This window comes from Aminobacter aganoensis (genome assembly GCF_014206975.1).
In the GTDB taxonomy this organism is placed as follows: Bacteria; Pseudomonadota; Alphaproteobacteria; order Rhizobiales; family Rhizobiaceae; genus Aminobacter; species Aminobacter aganoensis.
Window position 1 is genome coordinate 87,934 of record NZ_JACHOU010000008.1, and the last position, 17,116, is coordinate 105,049.

General features: G+C 64.5%; 20 protein-coding genes and 1 tRNA gene. 8 read left to right on the top strand and 13 right to left on the bottom strand.

Features of this window, described 5'->3' with window-relative positions; all coding sequences use genetic code 11:
- Window positions 1–258 carry a hypothetical protein gene (locus GGR00_RS16515; protein WP_055975022.1) on the bottom strand — a complete coding sequence of 86 codons (258 nt, stop codon included), beginning with the start codon at window positions 256–258 and terminating at the stop codon, window positions 1–3.
- A gap of 103 nt (window positions 259–361) precedes the next feature.
- On the opposite strand from GGR00_RS16515, the gene GGR00_RS16520 reads away from it, so the two are divergent.
- The 5 genes from GGR00_RS16520 (at window position 362) to ppa (ending at window position 3,946) form a co-directional block, all read left to right on the top strand.
- Window positions 362–997: a LemA family protein gene (locus GGR00_RS16520; RefSeq protein ID WP_184700032.1), complete on the top strand. Its 636-nt coding sequence runs from the start codon at window positions 362–364 to the stop codon at window positions 995–997.
- Between the two features lie 180 nt (window positions 998–1,177).
- On the top strand, window positions 1,178–2,023 hold the full coding sequence (locus GGR00_RS16525) for a TPM domain-containing protein (RefSeq protein WP_184700033.1): 846 nt from the start codon (window positions 1,178–1,180) through the stop codon (window positions 2,021–2,023).
- A gap of 6 nt (window positions 2,024–2,029) precedes the next feature.
- Window positions 2,030–2,668, top strand: a complete 639-nt coding sequence (locus GGR00_RS16530; RefSeq protein ID WP_184700034.1) for a TPM domain-containing protein — start codon at window positions 2,030–2,032, stop codon at window positions 2,666–2,668.
- Window positions 2,669–2,798: 130 nt separating this feature from the next.
- Entirely contained in the window at window positions 2,799–3,305 is a 507-nt protein-coding gene (locus GGR00_RS16535) for a GNAT family N-acetyltransferase (protein WP_055975030.1), read from the top strand.
- A 104-nt stretch (window positions 3,306–3,409) separates the two neighbouring features.
- Window positions 3,410–3,946 carry an inorganic diphosphatase gene (gene ppa, locus GGR00_RS16540; RefSeq protein ID WP_184700035.1) on the top strand — a complete coding sequence of 179 codons (537 nt, stop codon included), beginning with the start codon at window positions 3,410–3,412 and terminating at the stop codon, window positions 3,944–3,946.
- Between the two features lie 63 nt (window positions 3,947–4,009).
- Here the strand turns inward: ppa and GGR00_RS16545 are convergent, their stop codons facing one another.
- The 3 genes from GGR00_RS16545 to GGR00_RS16555 all read right to left on the bottom strand — a co-directional run bounded on the left by GGR00_RS16545 (window position 4,010) and on the right by GGR00_RS16555 (window position 5,319).
- Window positions 4,010–4,615, bottom strand: a complete 606-nt coding sequence (locus tag GGR00_RS16545) for a hypothetical protein (RefSeq protein WP_055975036.1) — start codon at window positions 4,613–4,615, stop codon at window positions 4,010–4,012.
- An 81-nt stretch (window positions 4,616–4,696) separates the two neighbouring features.
- Window positions 4,697–5,017, bottom strand: coding sequence for a DUF167 family protein (locus GGR00_RS16550; RefSeq protein WP_055975040.1), 321 nt, complete (start codon window positions 5,015–5,017; stop codon window positions 4,697–4,699).
- A gap of 11 nt (window positions 5,018–5,028) precedes the next feature.
- Window positions 5,029–5,319, bottom strand: a complete 291-nt coding sequence (locus tag GGR00_RS16555) for a YggT family protein (protein WP_055975475.1) — start codon at window positions 5,317–5,319, stop codon at window positions 5,029–5,031.
- Between the two features lie 320 nt (window positions 5,320–5,639).
- On the opposite strand from GGR00_RS16555, the gene GGR00_RS16560 reads away from it, so the two are divergent.
- Window positions 5,640–5,715: transfer RNA gene (locus GGR00_RS16560), tRNA-Ala, on the top strand.
- Window positions 5,716–5,878: 163 nt separating this feature from the next.
- Here the strand turns inward: GGR00_RS16560 and GGR00_RS16565 are convergent.
- From GGR00_RS16565 to GGR00_RS16595, 7 genes are read right to left on the bottom strand one after another with little or no spacing between them, the layout of a single operon-like run.
- A complete protein-coding gene (locus GGR00_RS16565) occupies window positions 5,879–6,769 on the bottom strand; it encodes a DUF1684 domain-containing protein (protein WP_244487813.1) in 891 nt (296 codons plus the stop codon).
- Between the two features lie 22 nt (window positions 6,770–6,791).
- The gene (locus GGR00_RS16570) at window positions 6,792–8,150 is read right to left on the bottom strand and encodes an acyl-CoA thioesterase/BAAT N-terminal domain-containing protein (protein WP_055975072.1); all 1,359 of its coding nucleotides are present in this window, start codon (window positions 8,148–8,150) and stop codon (window positions 6,792–6,794) included.
- Between the two features lie 37 nt (window positions 8,151–8,187).
- Window positions 8,188–9,102, bottom strand: a complete 915-nt coding sequence (locus GGR00_RS16575) for an Ldh family oxidoreductase (protein WP_055975075.1) — start codon at window positions 9,100–9,102, stop codon at window positions 8,188–8,190.
- Complete coding sequence (locus GGR00_RS16580; protein WP_055975078.1) at window positions 9,099–9,812, bottom strand: GntR family transcriptional regulator; 714 nt, start codon at window positions 9,810–9,812, stop codon at window positions 9,099–9,101. The genes GGR00_RS16575 and GGR00_RS16580 overlap by 4 nt, the downstream gene beginning before the upstream one ends.
- A 20-nt stretch (window positions 9,813–9,832) precedes the next feature.
- Window positions 9,833–10,645 (bottom strand): ABC transporter permease, encoded by an 813-nt coding sequence (locus GGR00_RS16585; protein ID WP_055975081.1) that lies wholly within the window; start codon window positions 10,643–10,645, stop codon window positions 9,833–9,835.
- A gap of 1 nt (window position 10,646) precedes the next feature.
- Window positions 10,647–11,447 carry an ABC transporter ATP-binding protein gene (locus GGR00_RS16590; RefSeq protein ID WP_055975084.1) on the bottom strand — a complete coding sequence of 267 codons (801 nt, stop codon included), beginning with the start codon at window positions 11,445–11,447 and terminating at the stop codon, window positions 10,647–10,649.
- The gene (locus tag GGR00_RS16595) at window positions 11,447–12,466 is read right to left on the bottom strand and encodes an ABC transporter substrate-binding protein (RefSeq protein WP_244487814.1); all 1,020 of its coding nucleotides are present in this window, start codon (window positions 12,464–12,466) and stop codon (window positions 11,447–11,449) included. The genes GGR00_RS16590 and GGR00_RS16595 overlap by 1 nt, the downstream gene beginning before the upstream one ends.
- A gap of 355 nt (window positions 12,467–12,821) precedes the next feature.
- Between GGR00_RS16595 and GGR00_RS16600 the strand changes: the two genes are divergently transcribed.
- A complete protein-coding gene (locus tag GGR00_RS16600; RefSeq protein WP_246441411.1) occupies window positions 12,822–13,991 on the top strand; it encodes an AraC family transcriptional regulator in 1,170 nt (389 codons plus the stop codon).
- Window positions 13,992–14,066: 75 nt separating this feature from the next.
- Here GGR00_RS16600 and GGR00_RS16605 read toward each other — a convergent pair whose 3' ends face one another.
- Window positions 14,067–14,786, bottom strand: a complete 720-nt coding sequence (locus tag GGR00_RS16605) for an outer membrane protein (protein WP_246441412.1) — start codon at window positions 14,784–14,786, stop codon at window positions 14,067–14,069.
- An 840-nt stretch (window positions 14,787–15,626) separates the two neighbouring features.
- Between GGR00_RS16605 and GGR00_RS16610 the strand changes: the two genes are divergently transcribed.
- Complete coding sequence (locus GGR00_RS16610; protein WP_055975096.1) at window positions 15,627–16,025, top strand: heme-copper oxidase family protein; 399 nt, start codon at window positions 15,627–15,629, stop codon at window positions 16,023–16,025.
- Here the strand turns inward: GGR00_RS16610 and GGR00_RS16615 are convergent.
- Window positions 16,022–17,098, bottom strand: coding sequence for a substrate-binding domain-containing protein (locus GGR00_RS16615; RefSeq protein WP_055975099.1), 1,077 nt, complete (start codon window positions 17,096–17,098; stop codon window positions 16,022–16,024). The genes GGR00_RS16610 and GGR00_RS16615 overlap by 4 nt on opposite strands.
- Window positions 17,099–17,116 lie beyond the last annotated feature (18 nt).

Here is a 17,116-nt window from a genome sequence, read left to right on the forward strand (position 1 = left end):
TCATCCGCCTCGAACGAGATAGTTGATCAGCCACAGGACCAGGCCGACCGTCAGCACGAAGCCCAGGATACGGCCGATGCGCGTCCCGAGGTGCTCGATCGGATCGGCCTTGTCGACATCGGCGGCCGCGAGATGGTTACGCATCTCGTCGGCCTTGCGCGCCACGAAGGAGGCGCCGCCCGGGTCGCTTTCGCGCGCGATGCGGTCGAGGATACGGCGCGATTCCTTTTCACCGTCGCTGTCTCTCGGCGAAGCCATCGTCAAAACTCTCCCGGCATCATCGCCATGGCGCGAACGGTTTTCTCCGCGCATGTTTGTGATAATGCTGTGCCATCAGGCGCTTTGTCGAGGGGACATTCCAATGCAGATGCAAGCTTCGCCGGCACTTCCCGCTTTCCGTTTCCGTCCGGCGGCGATCCTCATGTTGCTTGTGATGCCGCTCCTGTCGGCTTGCGGCTACAACACCATCCCGACGCAGGAAGAACAGGCCAAGGCCGCCTGGAGCGAGGTGCTGAACCAGTACCAGCGCCGCGCCGACCTGATCCCCAACCTCGTCGAAACCGTGAAGGGTTACGCCTCGCACGAGAAGGACGTGCTCGAAGGCGTTGTCGAGGCCCGCGCCAAGGCCACCCAGGTCACCGTGACGCCCGAGACGCTGACCGACCCCAATGCCTTCAAGGCCTTCCAGGAAAACCAGGCCGGACTGACCAGCGCGCTGTCGCGCCTGCTCGCCGTCGTCGAGAACTACCCCGACCTCAAGGCCAACCAGAACTTCCTCGCCTTGCAGGCGCAGCTCGAAGGTACCGAAAATCGCATCGCGGTCGCCCGCCGCGACTACATCGAGACCGTTCGCGTCTACAACACCTCGCTCAAGACCTTCCCCGCCATGCTCTGGAACACCTTCTGGTTCCGCAACGAGCCGTTCCAGAACTTCACCGTCGCCGAAGACAAGCTCGAGGCGCCGAAGGTGAATTTCGGCACCAAGCAGGGTGGGTGACGCGCGGCCGTCGGGAACCCAGCAGTGCATTTCTCGCTAACGGAAGAGCCATGCCCCTCACCCTTACCCTCTCCCCGTAAACGGGGAGAGGGAGGCGCCGACGTGGCCGCTTGTCCCTTCTCCCCGTCCTTCACGGGGAGAAGGTGCCGGCAGGCGGATGAGGGGCAGCGTATCCTTCGCATGAGGACACTGTTCCGGCTGCTTGTAGCGCTTGCTGGCGCCTGGCTGCTGTTCGCAGCCCCTGCCCTCGCCGCCGAGCTTCCCGCCCTCACCGGCCGTGTGGTTGACGACGCCAACATCATCGATCCCGCGACAAAGGTCGAACTCGTCCAGAAGCTCGAAGCCTTCCAGCAGAAGTCCTCCGACCAGATCGTCGTCGCCACGATTCCCAGCCTCGACGGCGAAGAAATCGAGCCCTACGCCAACCGGCTGTTTCGCGCCTGGAAGCTCGGCCAGGCCGGCGAAGACAACGGTGTGCTGCTGCTCGTCGCGCCCAACGACCGGCGCATGCGCATCGAGGTCGGCTATGGGCTGGAGGGCGTGCTGACCGATCTGCATACCAAGCTGATCATCGAAAACACCATGGTGCCGGCCTTCCGCGCCGGCGATTTTTCCGGCGGCATCTCCAAGGCGGTCGACGACATCGTCATGGTGGTCGAGGGCGAAGGTGCCGAACTCGAGGCCCGTGCCAAGCGCAACGAGCAGACCGGCATCTCCGGCATGAGCGAAGACGACATCATCTTCTTCGTTTTCATCGCGCTGTGGGCGACCCTGTTCTTCGGCGGCATGGCCATGGCCATCCTGCCGCGCATCTATGGCCGCAAGCTCGGTCCGGGCCGCTACGAATGGCTGGGCATGACCTTCAACTACAACCAGCGCTCCGGCTCCTCGTCGCGCGGCGGCTGGACCTCGGGCGGAGGCGGCTGGTCTTCCGGCGGCGGTGGCGGCGGCTGGTCGTCGGGCGGAGGCGGCTTTTCCGGTGGCGGTGGCTCCTCCGGCGGCGGTGGCTCTTCGGGAAGCTGGTAGGACAACATGACAGAAGCGACCCTCAATTCCGGCGACCACGAACGCATCGCAGCGGCGATCCGCGCGGCCGAGGCCGCAACGGCCGGCGAGATCTACTGCGTCGTCGCCCGCCGCAGCGACGGCTATTTCTTCGCCGCCGCCTTCGCCGTCACGTTGGGCATCCTGCTCGTCAGCCTCGCCGCTGCCTTCGCCCTCGAATACTGGTGGATCGCGGTCAGGCTGCCGCATTTCGTCGTCGTCCAGTTGCTGGCGGTCGCCGCCGCCTGCGCGCTTTTGTGGTGGCTGCCTGGCCTGCGCCTCTGGCTGGCGCCGCGCCGGCTGCTCTGGCGCGCGGCACATGCCAATGCGCTCAGGCAGTTCCTCGCCCGCAACGTCCATCTGACCAGCGAACGCACTGGTGTCCTGATCTTCGTTTCGCTGGCCGAACGTTATGCCGAGGTCGTCGCCGACGCCGGCATCAACGCCAAGGTGCCGCAGGACACCTGGGACGGAATCGTCCGCGACCTCACCGCGCAAGCCCGCGACAACCGCCTCGCGGACGGCTTCGTAGCCGCCATCGCCACCGTCGGCGGCCTGTTGTCCCGGCATTTCCCCGTGTCGGCAAGCGACGTCAACGAGCTCGACGACCATCTCGTCGAAATTTGACACGGCCGGCATCAGCTGAGTCCATTCGGACACACTGCGCGCCGATCTCGTTCCCAATCCTGTGAAAGGCCCGTCGGCCCATCGGCGGACTCTTTGCAACGGCCGAAACGCGGTTTATGGTTAAGAAACTATGAACACGCTGACAATCGACATCAGGAAAGCCGAGCCCCGCGACGCGGATGCCATCGCCGAAGTGCATCATGAGGCCTGGCGCGGCGCCTATTCCGGCATCATCCCGCATCGCGCCCTGACCGCCATGATCAACCGCCGCGGCGGCGAATGGTGGGCCAACGCGATCCGTCGCGCCGCCACCGTGCTGGTCATCGAGATCGGCGGCAAGATTGCCGGCTACGCCACCCTCGGCCGCAACCGCGCCCGCGAGCTCAAGCAGCAGGGCGAGATCTACGAACTCTACTTGCGCCCCGAATGCCAGGGCATCGGCCTCGGCAGCCGGCTGTTTGCCGCCGCCCGCCAGCGCCTCGCCGACCACGGCCTCAAGGGCATGGTGGTCTGGGCACTCGAGGAAAACGAGAACGCCTTGTCCTTCTACGCCGGCGCCGGTGGCCGCGACATCGCCGAGGGCGTCGAAGTCTTCGACCAGAAAGCACTGAAGAAAGTCGCTTTCGTCTGGGAGTGATGGGAAAGGCTCGCCTTTCGTCGCAGCCTCCGGACATCAATATTGCATTGCACACGCGACCCAACGCGTTTATCGGGAGGCACCTTTAATCTGGAGCTTCCCTCATGCGCATCGATGCAATCGCGATCGGCAAGAATCCACCCGAAGACGTCAACGTGATCATCGAGGTGCCCGTTGGCGGGCAGCCGATCAAGTACGAGATGGACAAGGAAGCCGGCACGCTGGTCGTCGACCGCTTCCTCTACACCCCGATGCACTATCCGGGTAACTACGGCTTCGTGCCGCATACGCTTTCCGGCGATGGCGATCCGATCGACGTACTGGTCTGCAACACGCGCCAGCTCATCCCCGGCTGCGTCATCAATGTGCGCCCGATCGGTGTGCTGGTCATGGAAGACAATGCCGGCCAGGACGAGAAAGTCATCGCCGTGCCGTCGCCCAAGCTGACGCGCCGCTACGAGGACGTGCACGAATACACCGACCTGCCCGAGATCACCCTCAAGCAGATCGAGCATTTCTTTGCGCACTACAAGGATCTCGAACCCGGCAAGTGGGTCAAGATCGAGGGCTGGCACGATGCGGCCTACGCCAAGAAGATGATCGTCGAGGCGATCGAGCGCGCCAAGCAGCAGAAGGCCTGAGGCTTTTCGCTCCGGACCGGAGCCCGTCAATCTTAAGGCGCGGACGGTCCAGCCGTCCGCGCCTTAGTTCGCCGTCCTGTCGACCGAGATGAATTCGGGAATGGGCTCGCCGACGAGCACCCGCTCGTCGGCCCCGCAAGCAAAATCACGGGCCTGTTCGTCGGCGATCTTTCGTGCCAGCTCGTTGGCATTGGGCTTTCCCGTCGCCAGCACAAGCCCGACCGCGCAACCATCCGCCTTGCCCGGCTGGCCGACCTTGGCCACCACCAGCACCTCGATCTGCTTCGCATCGCTGGCCTCGTCCTGCACATACCAGCGATGGATGGTCGCGAACGGTACGGACAGGCCGTCATGGCTGGAAATACGCCACTCGATCCTGCCGCCGGTCGAATTGAAGGTACCGAAGCTCTGCCACGGCACGCCGTCGAGATTGGCTGGCGGAAAGCCGTAGTACATCGACTCCCTGAGGTCGCCGGTGAACATCAGCACCGGATAACCGCGATATCCCGCACAGGCGAAATTGGCGAAATCGCCGTCGTCGGCGCCGGCCTTCTCGTAGGTCACGCAATCCTGCTCGGTCCTGATCTCGGTGTAGGCGCTCGAGATTTCTTCCGCCGCCGCCACGGGCCAGGGCATCGCCAGAACGCCAGCCAGAACCAGTTTCCGCATCTCGGCCTCCCCGGCAATGGGCGATCTTGCCACGCCACCGGCCGCGAGTATGCCCCCTCGCCGCCGCCCGATCCAGGGATCTCAGGCTTTCCGTCCGGCCAGAAGGGCAAGCCCGGGCGCGAGGTCTCCCGGATGGCCAACGATCCGCACCGTCTTCAGTCGCGATGTGCCGCCGGCAACCACCGAGACCGATTTTTTGGGAATGCCGAGCGACGCGGCCAAAAGCCTTTCCAGCGCGGCATTGGCCTCACCCTTTTCCGGCACGGCGCGAACCCGTGCCGCAAGGTGGCTGCGTCCGTCGGCGGTCGTCTCAAGGCCTTCGACCGCATCTTTTGCGGCGCGCGGCGTCAGCCGCACGAACACCTCGACACCGTCACGGCATTCCCGGAAGAAGCCGGCCACCGGCAGGCCGCTCAGATGACGAGCGGCAGCACCGTCGTCAGGATGAACTGGCGCACGAAGAACAGCAGCAGCAAGAGGATGATCGGTGAAATGTCGATGCCGCCGAGGTCGGGCATGAAGCGGCGGATCGGCTTCAGCGCCGGTTCGGTCAGGCGGAACAGCATATTGCCGATGGTGCCGACGAACTGGTTGCGCGAGTTGACGACGTTGAAGGCATAGAGCCAGGAGAAGATCGCCGAGGCGATGATGATCCACCAGTAGAGGTCGAGGGCCAGAACGATCGTCTGAATGAGGGCGAGCATGCCGTTCTCCAATGTGTTGCCGACATTTAGCCATTGCATGCTTTTGCGGCAAGCCCCGGTCGCCTGGGCCGTGTCGATCGCAACACCGGCCATGGCCGGGACCAGGGGGTGCGCCCCGGTGGATCAGGCTGGAGCAGGGTCGCGAGAGGGAGGCGCTGCCGGCGCATGTTGAACGCCGACCTTCGCATAGCGGCCCGATCGGCCAACGCGCCCAAGGCCTGGCAATTGCCATTGCAATGCGCGTCGGCCATGCCGCCCCTGCGTCACGTGCCGCTTGACAGAAGCCGCCCACCGTCAATAAATGCGGCCATCCGCTGGACGGGGCTGTAGCTCAGCTGGGAGAGCGCGTCGTTCGCAATGACGAGGTCAGGAGTTCGATCCTCCTCAGCTCCACCAGCGGATTTTCATTTTTTCTCCTGGCAACTGATGCCCGGTGGCCGGCTATTGACCGTCTGGATCGGGCCGTAGGCCGACAGCTGGTTGCCTCCCGTCTGCTCGCGTTGAAGGTCCGCAGGTGTCCATCAGCCTGTGATGGACATCTGCGTGCGATCCGTGGGTATCAGGCCGCGCCGTTTGTTCCGGTCTGGTAGGTCATCGTGCGCGCTATGTCCTGCGCCGGACGCTTCTCGCCGGCGAGGACCTCGAAATCGAGTTGGTTCTCACGGGGGACCAGCGGACAGGTGACGAAGTTGGTGAAGGCACAGGGCAGCGCGACGGCGTAGTTGAAATCGATCCAGTCGATGCGGCTGTTTTTGTCATCGGCGAACTGCAACTCGATGACGCGGCCGGCACCATAGGTAACAGGGCCGCTGGTGCGGTCGCGAATGTGCGCGACAGGCTGCACGCCGGTCGCCGTGTCCTTGCCGATCAACTGGACGCTGTAGCTCTTGCCTTTGTGCTCGAACGTGAAGGTGCCGATGCGTGGCGTCGATTCACGCACGCCGGCTTCCACGGTTTCGGCCTCGTAGTCGGTGATCTCGGTCGGCGTGTAGATGCCGGGGACCCGCCAGGCAGGATCATAATCGAAAGCGGTGACGCCGGCGTCCTCCAGGCGCGTCGCCTCGCGCGGGTCGCGCACGCGCACGCCATAGAGGGACTGGCCGTCATGCTTGCTGCGCAGGATCGTCTCGACCTCGTTCACGCCGAAATAGACCGGCTCGCTCTTGCCGTGGCCGTAGGTCTGGTTGCGACCCGGGATGATTTCGACCGGCTCTGTCGGATACCTGCCATTCACCGTGAGGGTCGGACCGGAAGCCGGTGGCGTGAACATGACCCGGCCGTCTTCGACCGACCATGTGCCGGGCAACATGTCGAAGCTGACATCCTTGTCGTCGGCTTCGAGCCAGTACTGGGCAACCAGCGAGGTCCAGCCATAGGGGCGGAACATCGTGGCGACATGAGCGTAGCGCCATTCACGCCACTGGCCTTCCAAATGTTCTTTTGTGGGCATGTTCGTCTCCCTTTCGAAGAATTCAGCTGTCTGCTTGCGCATGGGGATTCCGGCTGGCTGCGCCTTGGCCGGCAGAACCGGCGGCCTCGCCCAGGAAGGCGAGCATGCCGCGCCAGGAGCCGTCATCGGCTCTGGTATTGCCGGAGGGCGTGCCGCCATTGGTGTAGGGCACCTTCGAGACCGGATGCAGGCGGCTAAGTTGCGTCGACGGCACGATCGGCAGGTTGATCGCGTGGCCGGCATCGTCGAAGTCGAGATGGCGGACCAGGTGAGGATGGTCATGCTTCCGCAGCGTCGAGACCACCATGCGGGAATAGAGACTGGACGGCCAGGCGCGGTCGTCGCGGCCCGAGATCAGCAGCACCGGGCCAGCGATGTTCTCGACCGGAATGCGCGCGCGCTCTGCCAGTGCTGTGTCCTTCAACCCTTCGAAGAAGACCGAGTGGTGCCGGCTGGGCGGGGTATCGCCAGCCCAGGGGTGCCAGTGCACGGCGGCATTGTCCTGCCACAGATGCGGCAGCGGAATGCCGCCCCGGGTCCAGGTCGTGCCTTGCCAGCCGCCACGGGCGGGATCGCCGGCTCCTTGAGCACCGTGGACCATGGCGCCGGGCACGAAGGCGATCACGGCGGAGACCAGATGCGGGAAGGTGGCGCCCAGCAGGAGTGCGAGTTCGCCGCCGCGCGACTGGCCGCTGACCGCAACGAAGCCGTCCTTTGGCTTCAGTTCCCGGTGCGCCCAGCGCAGGCCGGTCTCGAGATATTCGAGCGGCGTCTCGGTGATGAAGGGTGACAGGCCCGGTGCCTTGAAATAGCCGAGCGCGAAAGCCCGGTAGCCGCGCGACGCAAGAAGTGCCGCGCGCGGTTCGTTGATGCCGCCGCCCGAGCCGTTGAGCACCACCACGACCGGATGAGGGCCCGGTCCCGCCGGCGTGAACAGCGTGCCCACCAGTCCGTTCTCGCGAACTTCCCGCCGCTCCACGCCAGCTGCGGCAAATCCCTGGGCGAGCTTGCCCTCGGCCCGGACGCCATCTGCGGTTTCTGCCGTCAGCGTCGTTTGCAGGGGCTGCATGACGTCGTCGGGAAAGAGCTCGGCGCTCGTGCTGTCGACTGGTTGCTGGCCCCAGATCAGGCCCATGGCCGAGACTTCCGCATAATCGCCGCCGACGGGGGCGTCACGCTTCAGGTCGACCACGCCCTCGGCGTCGGCCATGAAGGTCGCCTGGCTCATCCAGGTAACGCCGCGTGCGCGTGCCGTACGGGCGGAAATGGCAACGAGTTCGTCGGGAGCAAGACCGGAGACGACGATCCGGCGCGGCTCATCGATCAGGCCATCGACCGGTTCGATGGAAAACACAGGTGCGGAAACTGGCTTTGTCGTCATCTGGGTCACAATCTCTGCAGGTGGAGCGCCGGCGCGATCATCGGCCCGGCTGGCCGGTCATGCGGGCGAGACAGGCGTCGAGACGCTGCGCGAAATCATCTTCCAGCACGGCTTGGGCCGACTGCCTGCCGCCGCGTGGCCAGTGACCGCCGCCATTCGTCCAGTCGCTCTTCAGCCTGGCGAGCTTGGCATTCCAATCGACACCTTCGCCGGGCCGGACGGGATCGAAGGCGAGGATGAACACGCCCCGACCCTTCGGGTCACCCCGGCCCCCGCCGGCGACACCGGCCATGAGCTCGACCACGAGCCCCAGCAGCGAGCCGACCTGGCCGCCGCGTGGCAGCAACGCTGCAACATCAGTGGCGAGGCTGGTCGGTCGTCCGTCGCCGTCCAGGGCGATCCCGTCAGGCAATGGCGTGCCGGAGGCGCGGGCATTGCGGATATCCGCCATCGTGGCGGTGCTTGTGGCGACGTCGATCACGACCCGATCGCTGCCCTGTCCCATGGCGAGTGCCAGCGGGTTGGTGCCGATAACCGGGCGGGTGCCGCCATGCGGCGCGACGAAAGGCGGCCCTTCAGCGCCAGCAATGCCGAGCAGGCCGGCATCGGCGAGATGGCGAACGAAGGGGGCGAGCCGGCCAAAACCCCTGACGCCGTGCAGGAAGACAGCGGCGATGCCGAACTGCCGGGCCGCCTCGGCCACGTCGAGCGTGGCGCTGGCGACAGCGAGCGGCGCAAAACAGGAGGAGGCATCTACCCAGCTTATGGCCTGCGGACTCGCGCCCGTCGGCACCGGGGCCGCATCGGCCGTCCACTCGTCGAGCATGGCGATGCCGAAGCGTGGCAGGCCGAGCGCATCGGCCTCGACCAGGGCCGAGGCCGCGAACTTGGCTGCCGGGCTGCCGCCCAGCGCCACGGCCAGCCGGCCGACCGCATCGGGAAATGCAATCATTCGCCCGGGCTCCGTGCTGCGGCGCCAAGCTGGATTTCATTTTCCGAGAGGTAACCCAGCGTCATCAGCCGCTCGATCAGGAATTCCCTGGCGTGCTTGATATGGGCAAACTCGATGGCGGCGGCCTTCTCGCCGTCGCCGGCTGCAATCGCATCGACGAGCGCCGTGTGCTCGTCGGAATGCTCGCCTGCCTTTACGGTGAAATCGATGGCAAAGCGCAGCAGGCGCTCGAGCTCGTCGAACAGGCTCTCCGACAGCGCAACGACTCGCTTGTTGCGGCTGCAGCGGGCGATAGCGAGGTGAAAGCGCCGCGCCACCTGTTGCATGGTGCCGATGTCCATCGGCGCGGCGTATTCCCTGACGATCTGGCGCAGCAGGGCGATTTCGGCCAGCGTGGCATAGCGTGCCGCCTGCCGCGCCGCATGCGGTCCGATCGCCGCGCGCATGTCGAGAATGTCATGCACGGCCTGGAACGTGATCGGGGCGACGCGATAGCCGCTGCGCGGCAGGATGGTCACCAGACCGTCGGCGGCGAGCTTTTGCATCGCGTCGCGCACCGGCGTCTTCGACACCTCGTATTGGCTGGCGATGGACGCCGCGTCGAGCGTCGTGCCCGGCACGATCTCGCAGCGCATGATCTCCTGGCGCAGCGCCAGGTAGATGCGCTCCGAAACCGGTGCGTGGGCGGTTGCGTCAGCCTCGACGGTCATGGCGTCTGCTCCTCAGCCCCTCAGTGCTTGGCCCAGGGCACGAAACGCCGCTCCAGCGCCTCGAGCGCGAGAATGGTGAGATAGCCCATGGCCGAGATGGCGACGATGCCGACAAACATGCGCGACACGGCAAAGGTCTGCCACGACGCCCAGATGAAGAAGCCGACGCCGCTGCGCGCGCCAAGAAACTCGGCGGCCGCGATGATGATGTAGGACGAACCGGCGGCGAGCTTAAGCCCGGTGAATACGCTCGGCAACGCCGCCGGGAAGGCGATGCGCCGGAAGATCTGCAGCCTGGTCGCGCCGGCATTCTTGGCGACGTCCATGTAGATCTGGGGCGTCTGCATCACCCCGCCCATGGTGTTGTAGAACATCAGGAAGAACACGCCGATGGCGATGACGACGAATTTCGATGCATCGCCGACGCCGAAGATCAGCAGGATCAGCGGCAGGATGGCGATCTTCGGCACGGGATAGAGCGCCGAGAAAATCGGACCCAGCAGCCGGCGAGCCGGTCGCGACAGGCCCAGGATCAGTCCCATGACGATGCCGGGCACCGCACCCATGACATAGCCGATGCCGACGCGGCGCAGCGTAGCACCTATGTGCTCGAACAGTTCGAAGCTTACGATCATGCGCCAAGCGGTGCCGGCAATCGCGCTCGGCGCCGGGAAGAAGCGCCGGTCAATCAGGTTGAACTGGCTCGACAGTTCCCACAGCAGCAACAGCAGCAGCGGGCTGAAATAGGAGGCAATGCGGAATATCCGTTCCCGGCGCGCCGGTGCCTTGAGCCGACGCCACTGTTCTTCCGTCAGAGTGGGAGTGACGCTCATCTCAGTCCCTCGCAGGCGAGGCCAGCAGACGCCAGACCTCGTAAGTCATGTCCCAGAACCGCTTGTCGCGGCGCATCTCGACAACGTCGCGCGGCCGCTCGAAGGGAACCATCAGATTGGCGACCAACGTGCCGGGACGCGGCGACATGACGAGCACACGATCGGCCAGCGTCAGCGCTTCGTCCACACTGTGGGTAATGAAGACCACGGTCTTGCCGGTCGTCTCCCATATCCGCAGCAGCTCCTGTTGCAGGACCAGGCGGGTCTGCTCGTCGAGCGCACCGAAGGGTTCGTCCATGAGCAGGATATCGCGGTCGTCGACCAGGGCGCGGGCCACCGAAACGCGCTGCTTCATGCCGCCGGAGAGCTGGTGCGGGCGGGCCTTGGCAAATTCAGTGAGGCCCGTCAGCGCCAGGAGGTCGCGCACGCGCGCTTCCTGCTCCGCGCGGGACACGCCCTTCAGGCTCAGCGGAAAGGCGATGTTCTCCGACACCGTCAGCCAGGGCAGAACGGAGGCCTCCTGGAAAACCATGGCCGGCGGGGTCGTGCTGTGCAGCTTCACCGTGCCGCCGAGCTTCTCTTCGAGATCGGCCAGGATGCGGAGTACCGTGGTCTTGCCGCAGCCGCTCGGGCCGACGATGCAGACGAATTCACCGCGCGCCACCGAGAAGCTGACATCGGAGACGGCCACGGTCACGCGGTCACCTTCGCTGTCGTAGAAGGCCTTGGTCAAATGGCTGACCTCGATGGCCGGCGGCAGCGCTTCCGCCGCAGCCGCATGCATCTCGCGCACGATTTCCATCACTTCTTGCTTGCAAGCAGGTCGTTGGCGCTCTTCAGCAGGTCGAGACGATAGACGGCGTCGATCTTGGCCTGGCCTTCATATTCGAGCGCGCCGCGCTTGCGGAAGAATTCCTCCTGCTCGCGCACCGAAGCCATGTCGATGGCGCCGTCCTCGGAACGGACGGTATAGGGGATGCCGCGCAGCGTATCGGGCTCGGTGCCGGTGTATTTCGACACGACCTCGACGACCTTGTCGTCCTTCCATCCGCCATTATCGAGCAGCCGGGCAGCCTTGAGATAGCCCGCCATGAAGCGCACCACCGCCTCCTCGTTCGCGGCGACGAAATCCTGGTTGAAGGCGATCAGGCCAAGCTCGGTGCCGAAGGTATGATCCTCGACCAGCCGGCGGCCAAACCCCTGCTTTTCGAGTTGCTGGGCGAAGGGCTCGATGCTCCACCCCGCTTCGAGGGCGCCATTGGCGAAGGCGGCTGCAGTGGCGGGGGGCGGCAGGAAGACCGCCTCGACGTCCTCGATCGTCAGCCCGCCCTTCTCCAGGGCCTTGGCGACGGAGTACATGCCAAAGCCTCCCGGGCCGGGAATGCCGACGCGCTTGCCCTTGAGGTCGGCGACGGTCCGGATCCCTGCGTCCCAGGCCGCCTGCGAGACCATGAAGGGCGATGGCGACGGAACCGTGGCCGGCATCCGGGCCAAGGTAGCGATGATCGCGACGGTTGCGCCTCGATCGAGCGCGTTGAAGAGGCTGGCGCCCCAGGTCGCGCCGCCGGCCTCGATGTTGCCGGAGGCGAGCATCTGGATGGTCTCCGCCGTGTCGCCCTTCGGCGAGAGCGTCACCTCGACGCCGAACTCATCGAAGAATCCGAACTCCTTGGCGACGAAGAACGGCGCGTAGTCGGCATAGGGCGAATAGAGGAACTCCAGCTTCGGCTGCTCTTGCGCCCAGGCCGGCAGGGCGAATGAGGACGCCAAAGCGACGGCAGCCGCGGCAGCCATGAGATCACGACGATTGATTGAAGACATGCGCGAGACTCCCCCCTCATGCACCAGTGCGGCTTTCGGGCCGGCACCAAACGATCCTGTCACTCCCGAAGCCAGGTTTTCGCCGCGGGTGAGCCGATGATCCATCGGAAAGACTGCTTACAACTGATGCATCAGATGCGCAACCTGATATTTCGATGACGTACCGCTGATCATCCACCGGCACTGGCATCCGCAACTTTCAGACTGCTGGAAATCATGAAGGATGAGGTTTTATGGCGGACATGGTCAGCGCCGGTGTGTACGCCTTGGGCGTGCTCGACGCGCAGCCGGCCCCGCCTCGGCGGGACCAACCTCGACTGACGAGGTTTGGTGGAAAGCAGAACGCGGCCGGCCAATGGTCATGACTGTGCGTCTCAACCGCTTGACCAAGCGTCCCAAGCTATTGACTGCTCCGATAGTTGCAGATCACCTCATATTGCTTGATCGGCGCTGCCGATGCAGGGGGATGAAAGAAGTCAAACCGGGGCTTGGAGCGACCATGGCAACGCCACAGCGACAGGAATGGCCATTTCCGCCTGGCGCGGAGTGCTTCGCCGCCTGGAAGAAGGCGATTTCTCTGCTTGTCGACTGCTCCTTGCCCGAGGACGCCGACCCCGCGCTTTTTGATTTCCATGGCTCCAGCTGGCAGCTTCCGGGTGCCTTTCTGCACGTGAGCGGCGGCTCGGCGATGGCGATGTCGCGGACGCAACAGGTCATCGACGAGCGGCCGACGCCGCATATGGTGTTGTTCATGGTCCTGTCGGGACGGGTGACGAGCAATTACGACGGACTGGTCCAGGAGCATGAGCCCGGAGACATCGTCGTCGTCGACTATTCGTTGCCGTACGAGAGCCAGACTTCAGGCTTCGAGGCCATCACGCTGACATTCGACAAGGCCAGCGTGCCGGCCGAGCTTCAGAACAACGCGCATGGTCTCGTGCTGACGGCAAACGACCCCACCGGCGCCATGTTGGGAACCCAGATCAAGGCGTTGGCGGAGCACATCGACGGGCTCAGCGTCCACCAGGGCCAGGTGACGGTCGACGGCATCCTGCAATTTGCCGCGGCCGCCTATGCCACCCCGACGACGCGGGAGAGGCGCGACAGGCGCTTCCTCTTCCAGCGCGCGTCATCGACCGCGCGACAGAGCCTGTCCGATCCCGACTTCGGCCCGGATGAGCTGGTCAACGCCCTGGGTGTCTCCCGATCGAAGCTGTTCCGCCTGTTCGAGCCGTATGGCGGCGTTCAGCGCTGGATGCTCGCCGAGCGGCTGAGGGGCAGCTTGCAGAGCATCCTGCGCTCGACACCGGACCACAAGATTGCCGCCATCGCCCGCAATCATGGATTTCGCAGCGAGGCCCACTTCAGCCGCGCCTTCCACAAGCGATATCAGATCAGCCCGAGTTCCGTCCGCACCCTCGCCGGAGAATCAATGCGGATGGCGACATACGAGACCATGCTGAGGCACGGCGGTGGCAACGGAGGAGCAATCGTCGAAGCCTGGCTCGCGGCGGCCCGCGCCTGAGATGCGCGAGCTGCGGACGGTCGTGCCAAACTAAAGGCGGCCTGAAGGCCGCCTCGTCATCTCCTGCGACCCGGCTCAGAACTTGTAGTTCAGGCCGGTCTTGAGCGTATGGAAGGCGGTATTCATTTCGATCCGATCTCCAGTGAACATGAGATTCGTCGACTTCAGGCTGCCGAGATCGACATAAAGATATTCGGTCTTCAGCGTGATGTCGCTGGTGATGCCATGTTCGACGCCGGCGCCGGCGGTCCAGCCCAGACTGGTGTCGCTGAGCGATTCGTTGTAGCCGTCGCTAGTTTGGTCGGAATACGCAATCCTGCCATAGGCGGCGCCGCCCGTGCCGTAGAACAGGACATTGTCCTGGGTGTAACCGAGGCGGCCGCGCAGCGTCCCGAACCAGTCGATCTGGATCGCATAGTTAGAGCTGTAGTCGTCAGTCGTCTCGCTGTGCTCGGCCTTGATCCCGGACAAGGAGAAGTCTGCTTCAACGCCAGCCATCCAGTTGGGAGCGATCTGGTGGTTGTACCCAACCTGGACACCGCCGAAACCACCGAACGCCCGGTCGCTGGCGAAGTAGCCGATCGGGCCAACCTCGGTGGCGATGACGTAGGAATTGTCAAACTCGCCACCGCCGATGCCGCCTGCCACGCCGATATAGAAGCCGCTCCAGTCACGGGCGAAGCGTTCCTCAACCGGCGCCGGCACCGGCTCGCTGAGGACATCGGCGGCTTGCGCCGAAGCTTGCCCCAGGAAAAAGATGGCGGAAATCGCAGTAATTCTGGAAGGATTTTTCAAAACAGGCCCCAAGATTTGCAAGTGAGAACACGAATGATCTCTACATGAGACGGCGGCCATCTACCTTGACCGACCGTCTCATCTTGATGACCGGACGTCCCAATGTGCCCGGCGGCTCGGTTCCGGGCAGTGACACCGCCATCCGGCGGTGCGAAACCTTCGGCGGCAGTTCACCGAATGCTCTGCCGGTGGCTGGCGCGCGCAATGTATGCTTCTTGCGTTGCGCCAGCCTCTTTCACGCTGTCCAGGCGTTTGATCGAGCCGGCACCATCCACCCGCCAAACTCATGACCGACCGTCTCATCTTGATGACCGAACGTCCCAATGTGCTTGGCAGCGCTCCTCGGGGCAGTGACAGCTCGGTCGAGTTCGCCGACAGATATTCTGGGTTCTGGCCGCAAGCCTGCTTGCCATGCGCAACGACCGGCAGGTCAGGACCGTCGCGGAACGTTGGAGCGAGCGCCAGGGAGGGTACGAGCATGCCAGACGAAGCAGTTCAGATGCAGCAGATCGGGGAAGTGCTGGCGGAGCAGCCTGCCCCCGGACACTCCTCGTATCTGGGACAGGTGATCGGCAGGGCATGGGCTCGTCTCACGGCGGCTGGCCCACGCCGACAGCAGTCGCCGCGGCCGGATGGCCTGGAAGCATTTGATATGCTCGGCGGCTGGAAGGGGTCCGATGCCCGGCAGCGCATCCCCTGAAAGTCCGCGTCTACGTTATCCGACGCCGATGACTGAACATCCGGCCTGAACCGGCAGAGCGACTTTCGGCGCACCGAACGCTCCCGGAGGCGCACTGCGCCTGTATTGGCTGCCTGAAAACTGAACATTTCGAGGGGAAAATGCCCAGCATTGCCAAGATGTATTTTATGACTGCGATCTTTTTTCTGGTCGCTGGAATTCTGGTCGGCCTGCAGATGTCGATCGCTCATGACTACGCCGCAACTGGCGCGCACGCGCATATCAACCTGCTCGGCTGGGTAACCATGTCCATCTTCGGCACGTTCCACGCGCTCAACCCGCGCGGAGCCGCAACCCGTTTGGCCAGGGCGCAGTACTATGTCTACACCGGCGGTGTGATTGTGATGACGCTCGCTCTCTATTTGCTCCTGACCGGCAACCCTTCACTGGAGCCGGTTGTTGCCGTCTCATCCCTTGTGGTTTTCGTTGGCGTGCTGATGTTCGCCGCGATCATTTTTCGCGCCCGCGCAGGCCAGGTCGACCCGCTCGCACAAACCTAGTCCGCCGTCCGGAACACCTCGCGCACGGTCTTGATCGCGCCGGCGTCGTTGACGCGGTAGCCGGGCAGTTGCGAGATCGCCGCGTGGAACTCTTCGCCGCGCATGATCGACAGCACGCGCTTGATGGCGTCGAGTTCGAGGATCTCCTTGCGGCAGACGAAGAAGTAGTCCTCGGTCACCAGCCGGACGAAGTCGAGATCGAACTGCCGCGCCGCAGCCTCGACGCCGAAGGCAACGTCCGCCATGCCGCTGGCCACATAGGCCGCAACGGCGGCATGGGTGAATTCGGCGTGCTCGTAGCCATTGATGCGGGAGCTGTCGATGTGGTGCTGGGCCAGCAGGTGACCGAGCAGCATCCGCGTGCCGGAATCCGGGTCGCGGTTGACGAAGCGGATCTGCGGATCGAGCAGGCGCTCGAGCGATGTGATGCCGAGCGGGTTTCCGCGCGCTACCATCAGCCCCATTTCCCGCGTCACGAAGCCGATGACACGGTGCGCGCTCGGCGTCAGCCAGCCCTTGCTCGCCGCGATGGCGCGCTTGCGCAACTCGCCCTGCGGCAGGTGCATGCCGGCAAGGTCGCAGCCGTCATGCGCCAGCGAGGCCAGCGAATTCTGGTTGCTGACATAACGGAAATCGACCCCGATGTCGGGCTCGCGGCTGAGCAGTTCCCTCAGCTTCGGCACCGCGAAGCCATGGCTGGCATGCACCCGCAGGATCAGCGGCCCATGTGGCAGCAACTGGTTGATTTCGGTCTCCAACTCCTGCGACAGGTTTTGCAGCAGCGGTCCGAGCCGCGCCTCCAGCCTCTGGCCGGCCCACACCAACTTGTCGCCGAACGGCGTCAGGCTGGTGCCGCTGCCCTGCTTGCGCACCACCAGAGGCGTGTCGAAAAAGGCCGACCATTTCTCGATCAAATTCCAGGCGTGGCGGTACGAAACGCCGGCGAGATCGGCAGCCTTGGTGATTTTGCCGCTCGACCGTATCTCGGCCAGGAAACCGAGCATGATCTGCATGGATTGTGAATCCGCACTGCGCCTGAAACGCCAGACGGGATCGATCTCGATACGGATCATCGCAACCTCCCAACCGCT

Bases quoted from the DNA above. Each gene is read 5' to 3' on its own strand.
- GGR00_RS16545 (WP_055975036.1), bottom strand. From the start codon at position 4,615: ATGCGGAAACTGGTTCTGGCTGGCGTTCTGGCGATGCCCTGGCCCGTG.
- GGR00_RS16530 (WP_184700034.1), top strand. From the start codon at position 2,030: ATGACAGAAGCGACCCTCAATTCCGGCGACCACGAACGCATCGCAGCG.
- GGR00_RS16570 (WP_055975072.1), bottom strand. From the start codon at position 8,150: ATGACGACAAAGCCAGTTTCCGCACCTGTGTTTTCCATCGAACCGGTC.
- GGR00_RS16590 (WP_055975084.1), bottom strand. From the start codon at position 11,447: ATGGAAATCGTGCGCGAGATGCATGCGGCTGCGGCGGAAGCGCTGCCG.
- GGR00_RS16575 (WP_055975075.1), bottom strand. From the start codon at position 9,102: ATGATTGCATTTCCCGATGCGGTCGGCCGGCTGGCCGTGGCGCTGGGC.
- GGR00_RS16555 (WP_055975475.1), bottom strand. From the start codon at position 5,319: ATGCTCGCCCTCATTCAGACGATCGTTCTGGCCCTCGACCTCTACTGG.
- GGR00_RS16595 (WP_244487814.1), bottom strand. From the start codon at position 12,466: ATGTCTTCAATCAATCGTCGTGATCTCATGGCTGCCGCGGCTGCCGTC.
- GGR00_RS16515 (WP_055975022.1), bottom strand. From the start codon at position 258: ATGGCTTCGCCGAGAGACAGCGACGGTGAAAAGGAATCGCGCCGTATC.
- GGR00_RS16535 (WP_055975030.1), top strand. From the start codon at position 2,799: ATGAACACGCTGACAATCGACATCAGGAAAGCCGAGCCCCGCGACGCG.
- GGR00_RS16520 (WP_184700032.1), top strand. From the start codon at position 362: ATGCAGATGCAAGCTTCGCCGGCACTTCCCGCTTTCCGTTTCCGTCCG.
- GGR00_RS16615 (WP_055975099.1), bottom strand. From the start codon at position 17,098: ATGATCCGTATCGAGATCGATCCCGTCTGGCGTTTCAGGCGCAGTGCG.
- ppa (WP_184700035.1), top strand. From the start codon at position 3,410: ATGCGCATCGATGCAATCGCGATCGGCAAGAATCCACCCGAAGACGTC.
- GGR00_RS16600 (WP_246441411.1), top strand. From the start codon at position 12,822: ATGGTCATGACTGTGCGTCTCAACCGCTTGACCAAGCGTCCCAAGCTA.
- GGR00_RS16580 (WP_055975078.1), bottom strand. From the start codon at position 9,812: ATGACCGTCGAGGCTGACGCAACCGCCCACGCACCGGTTTCGGAGCGC.
- GGR00_RS16585 (WP_055975081.1), bottom strand. From the start codon at position 10,645: ATGAGCGTCACTCCCACTCTGACGGAAGAACAGTGGCGTCGGCTCAAG.
- GGR00_RS16610 (WP_055975096.1), top strand. From the start codon at position 15,627: ATGCCCAGCATTGCCAAGATGTATTTTATGACTGCGATCTTTTTTCTG.
- GGR00_RS16525 (WP_184700033.1), top strand. From the start codon at position 1,178: ATGAGGACACTGTTCCGGCTGCTTGTAGCGCTTGCTGGCGCCTGGCTG.
- GGR00_RS16565 (WP_244487813.1), bottom strand. From the start codon at position 6,769: ATGCCCACAAAAGAACATTTGGAAGGCCAGTGGCGTGAATGGCGCTAC.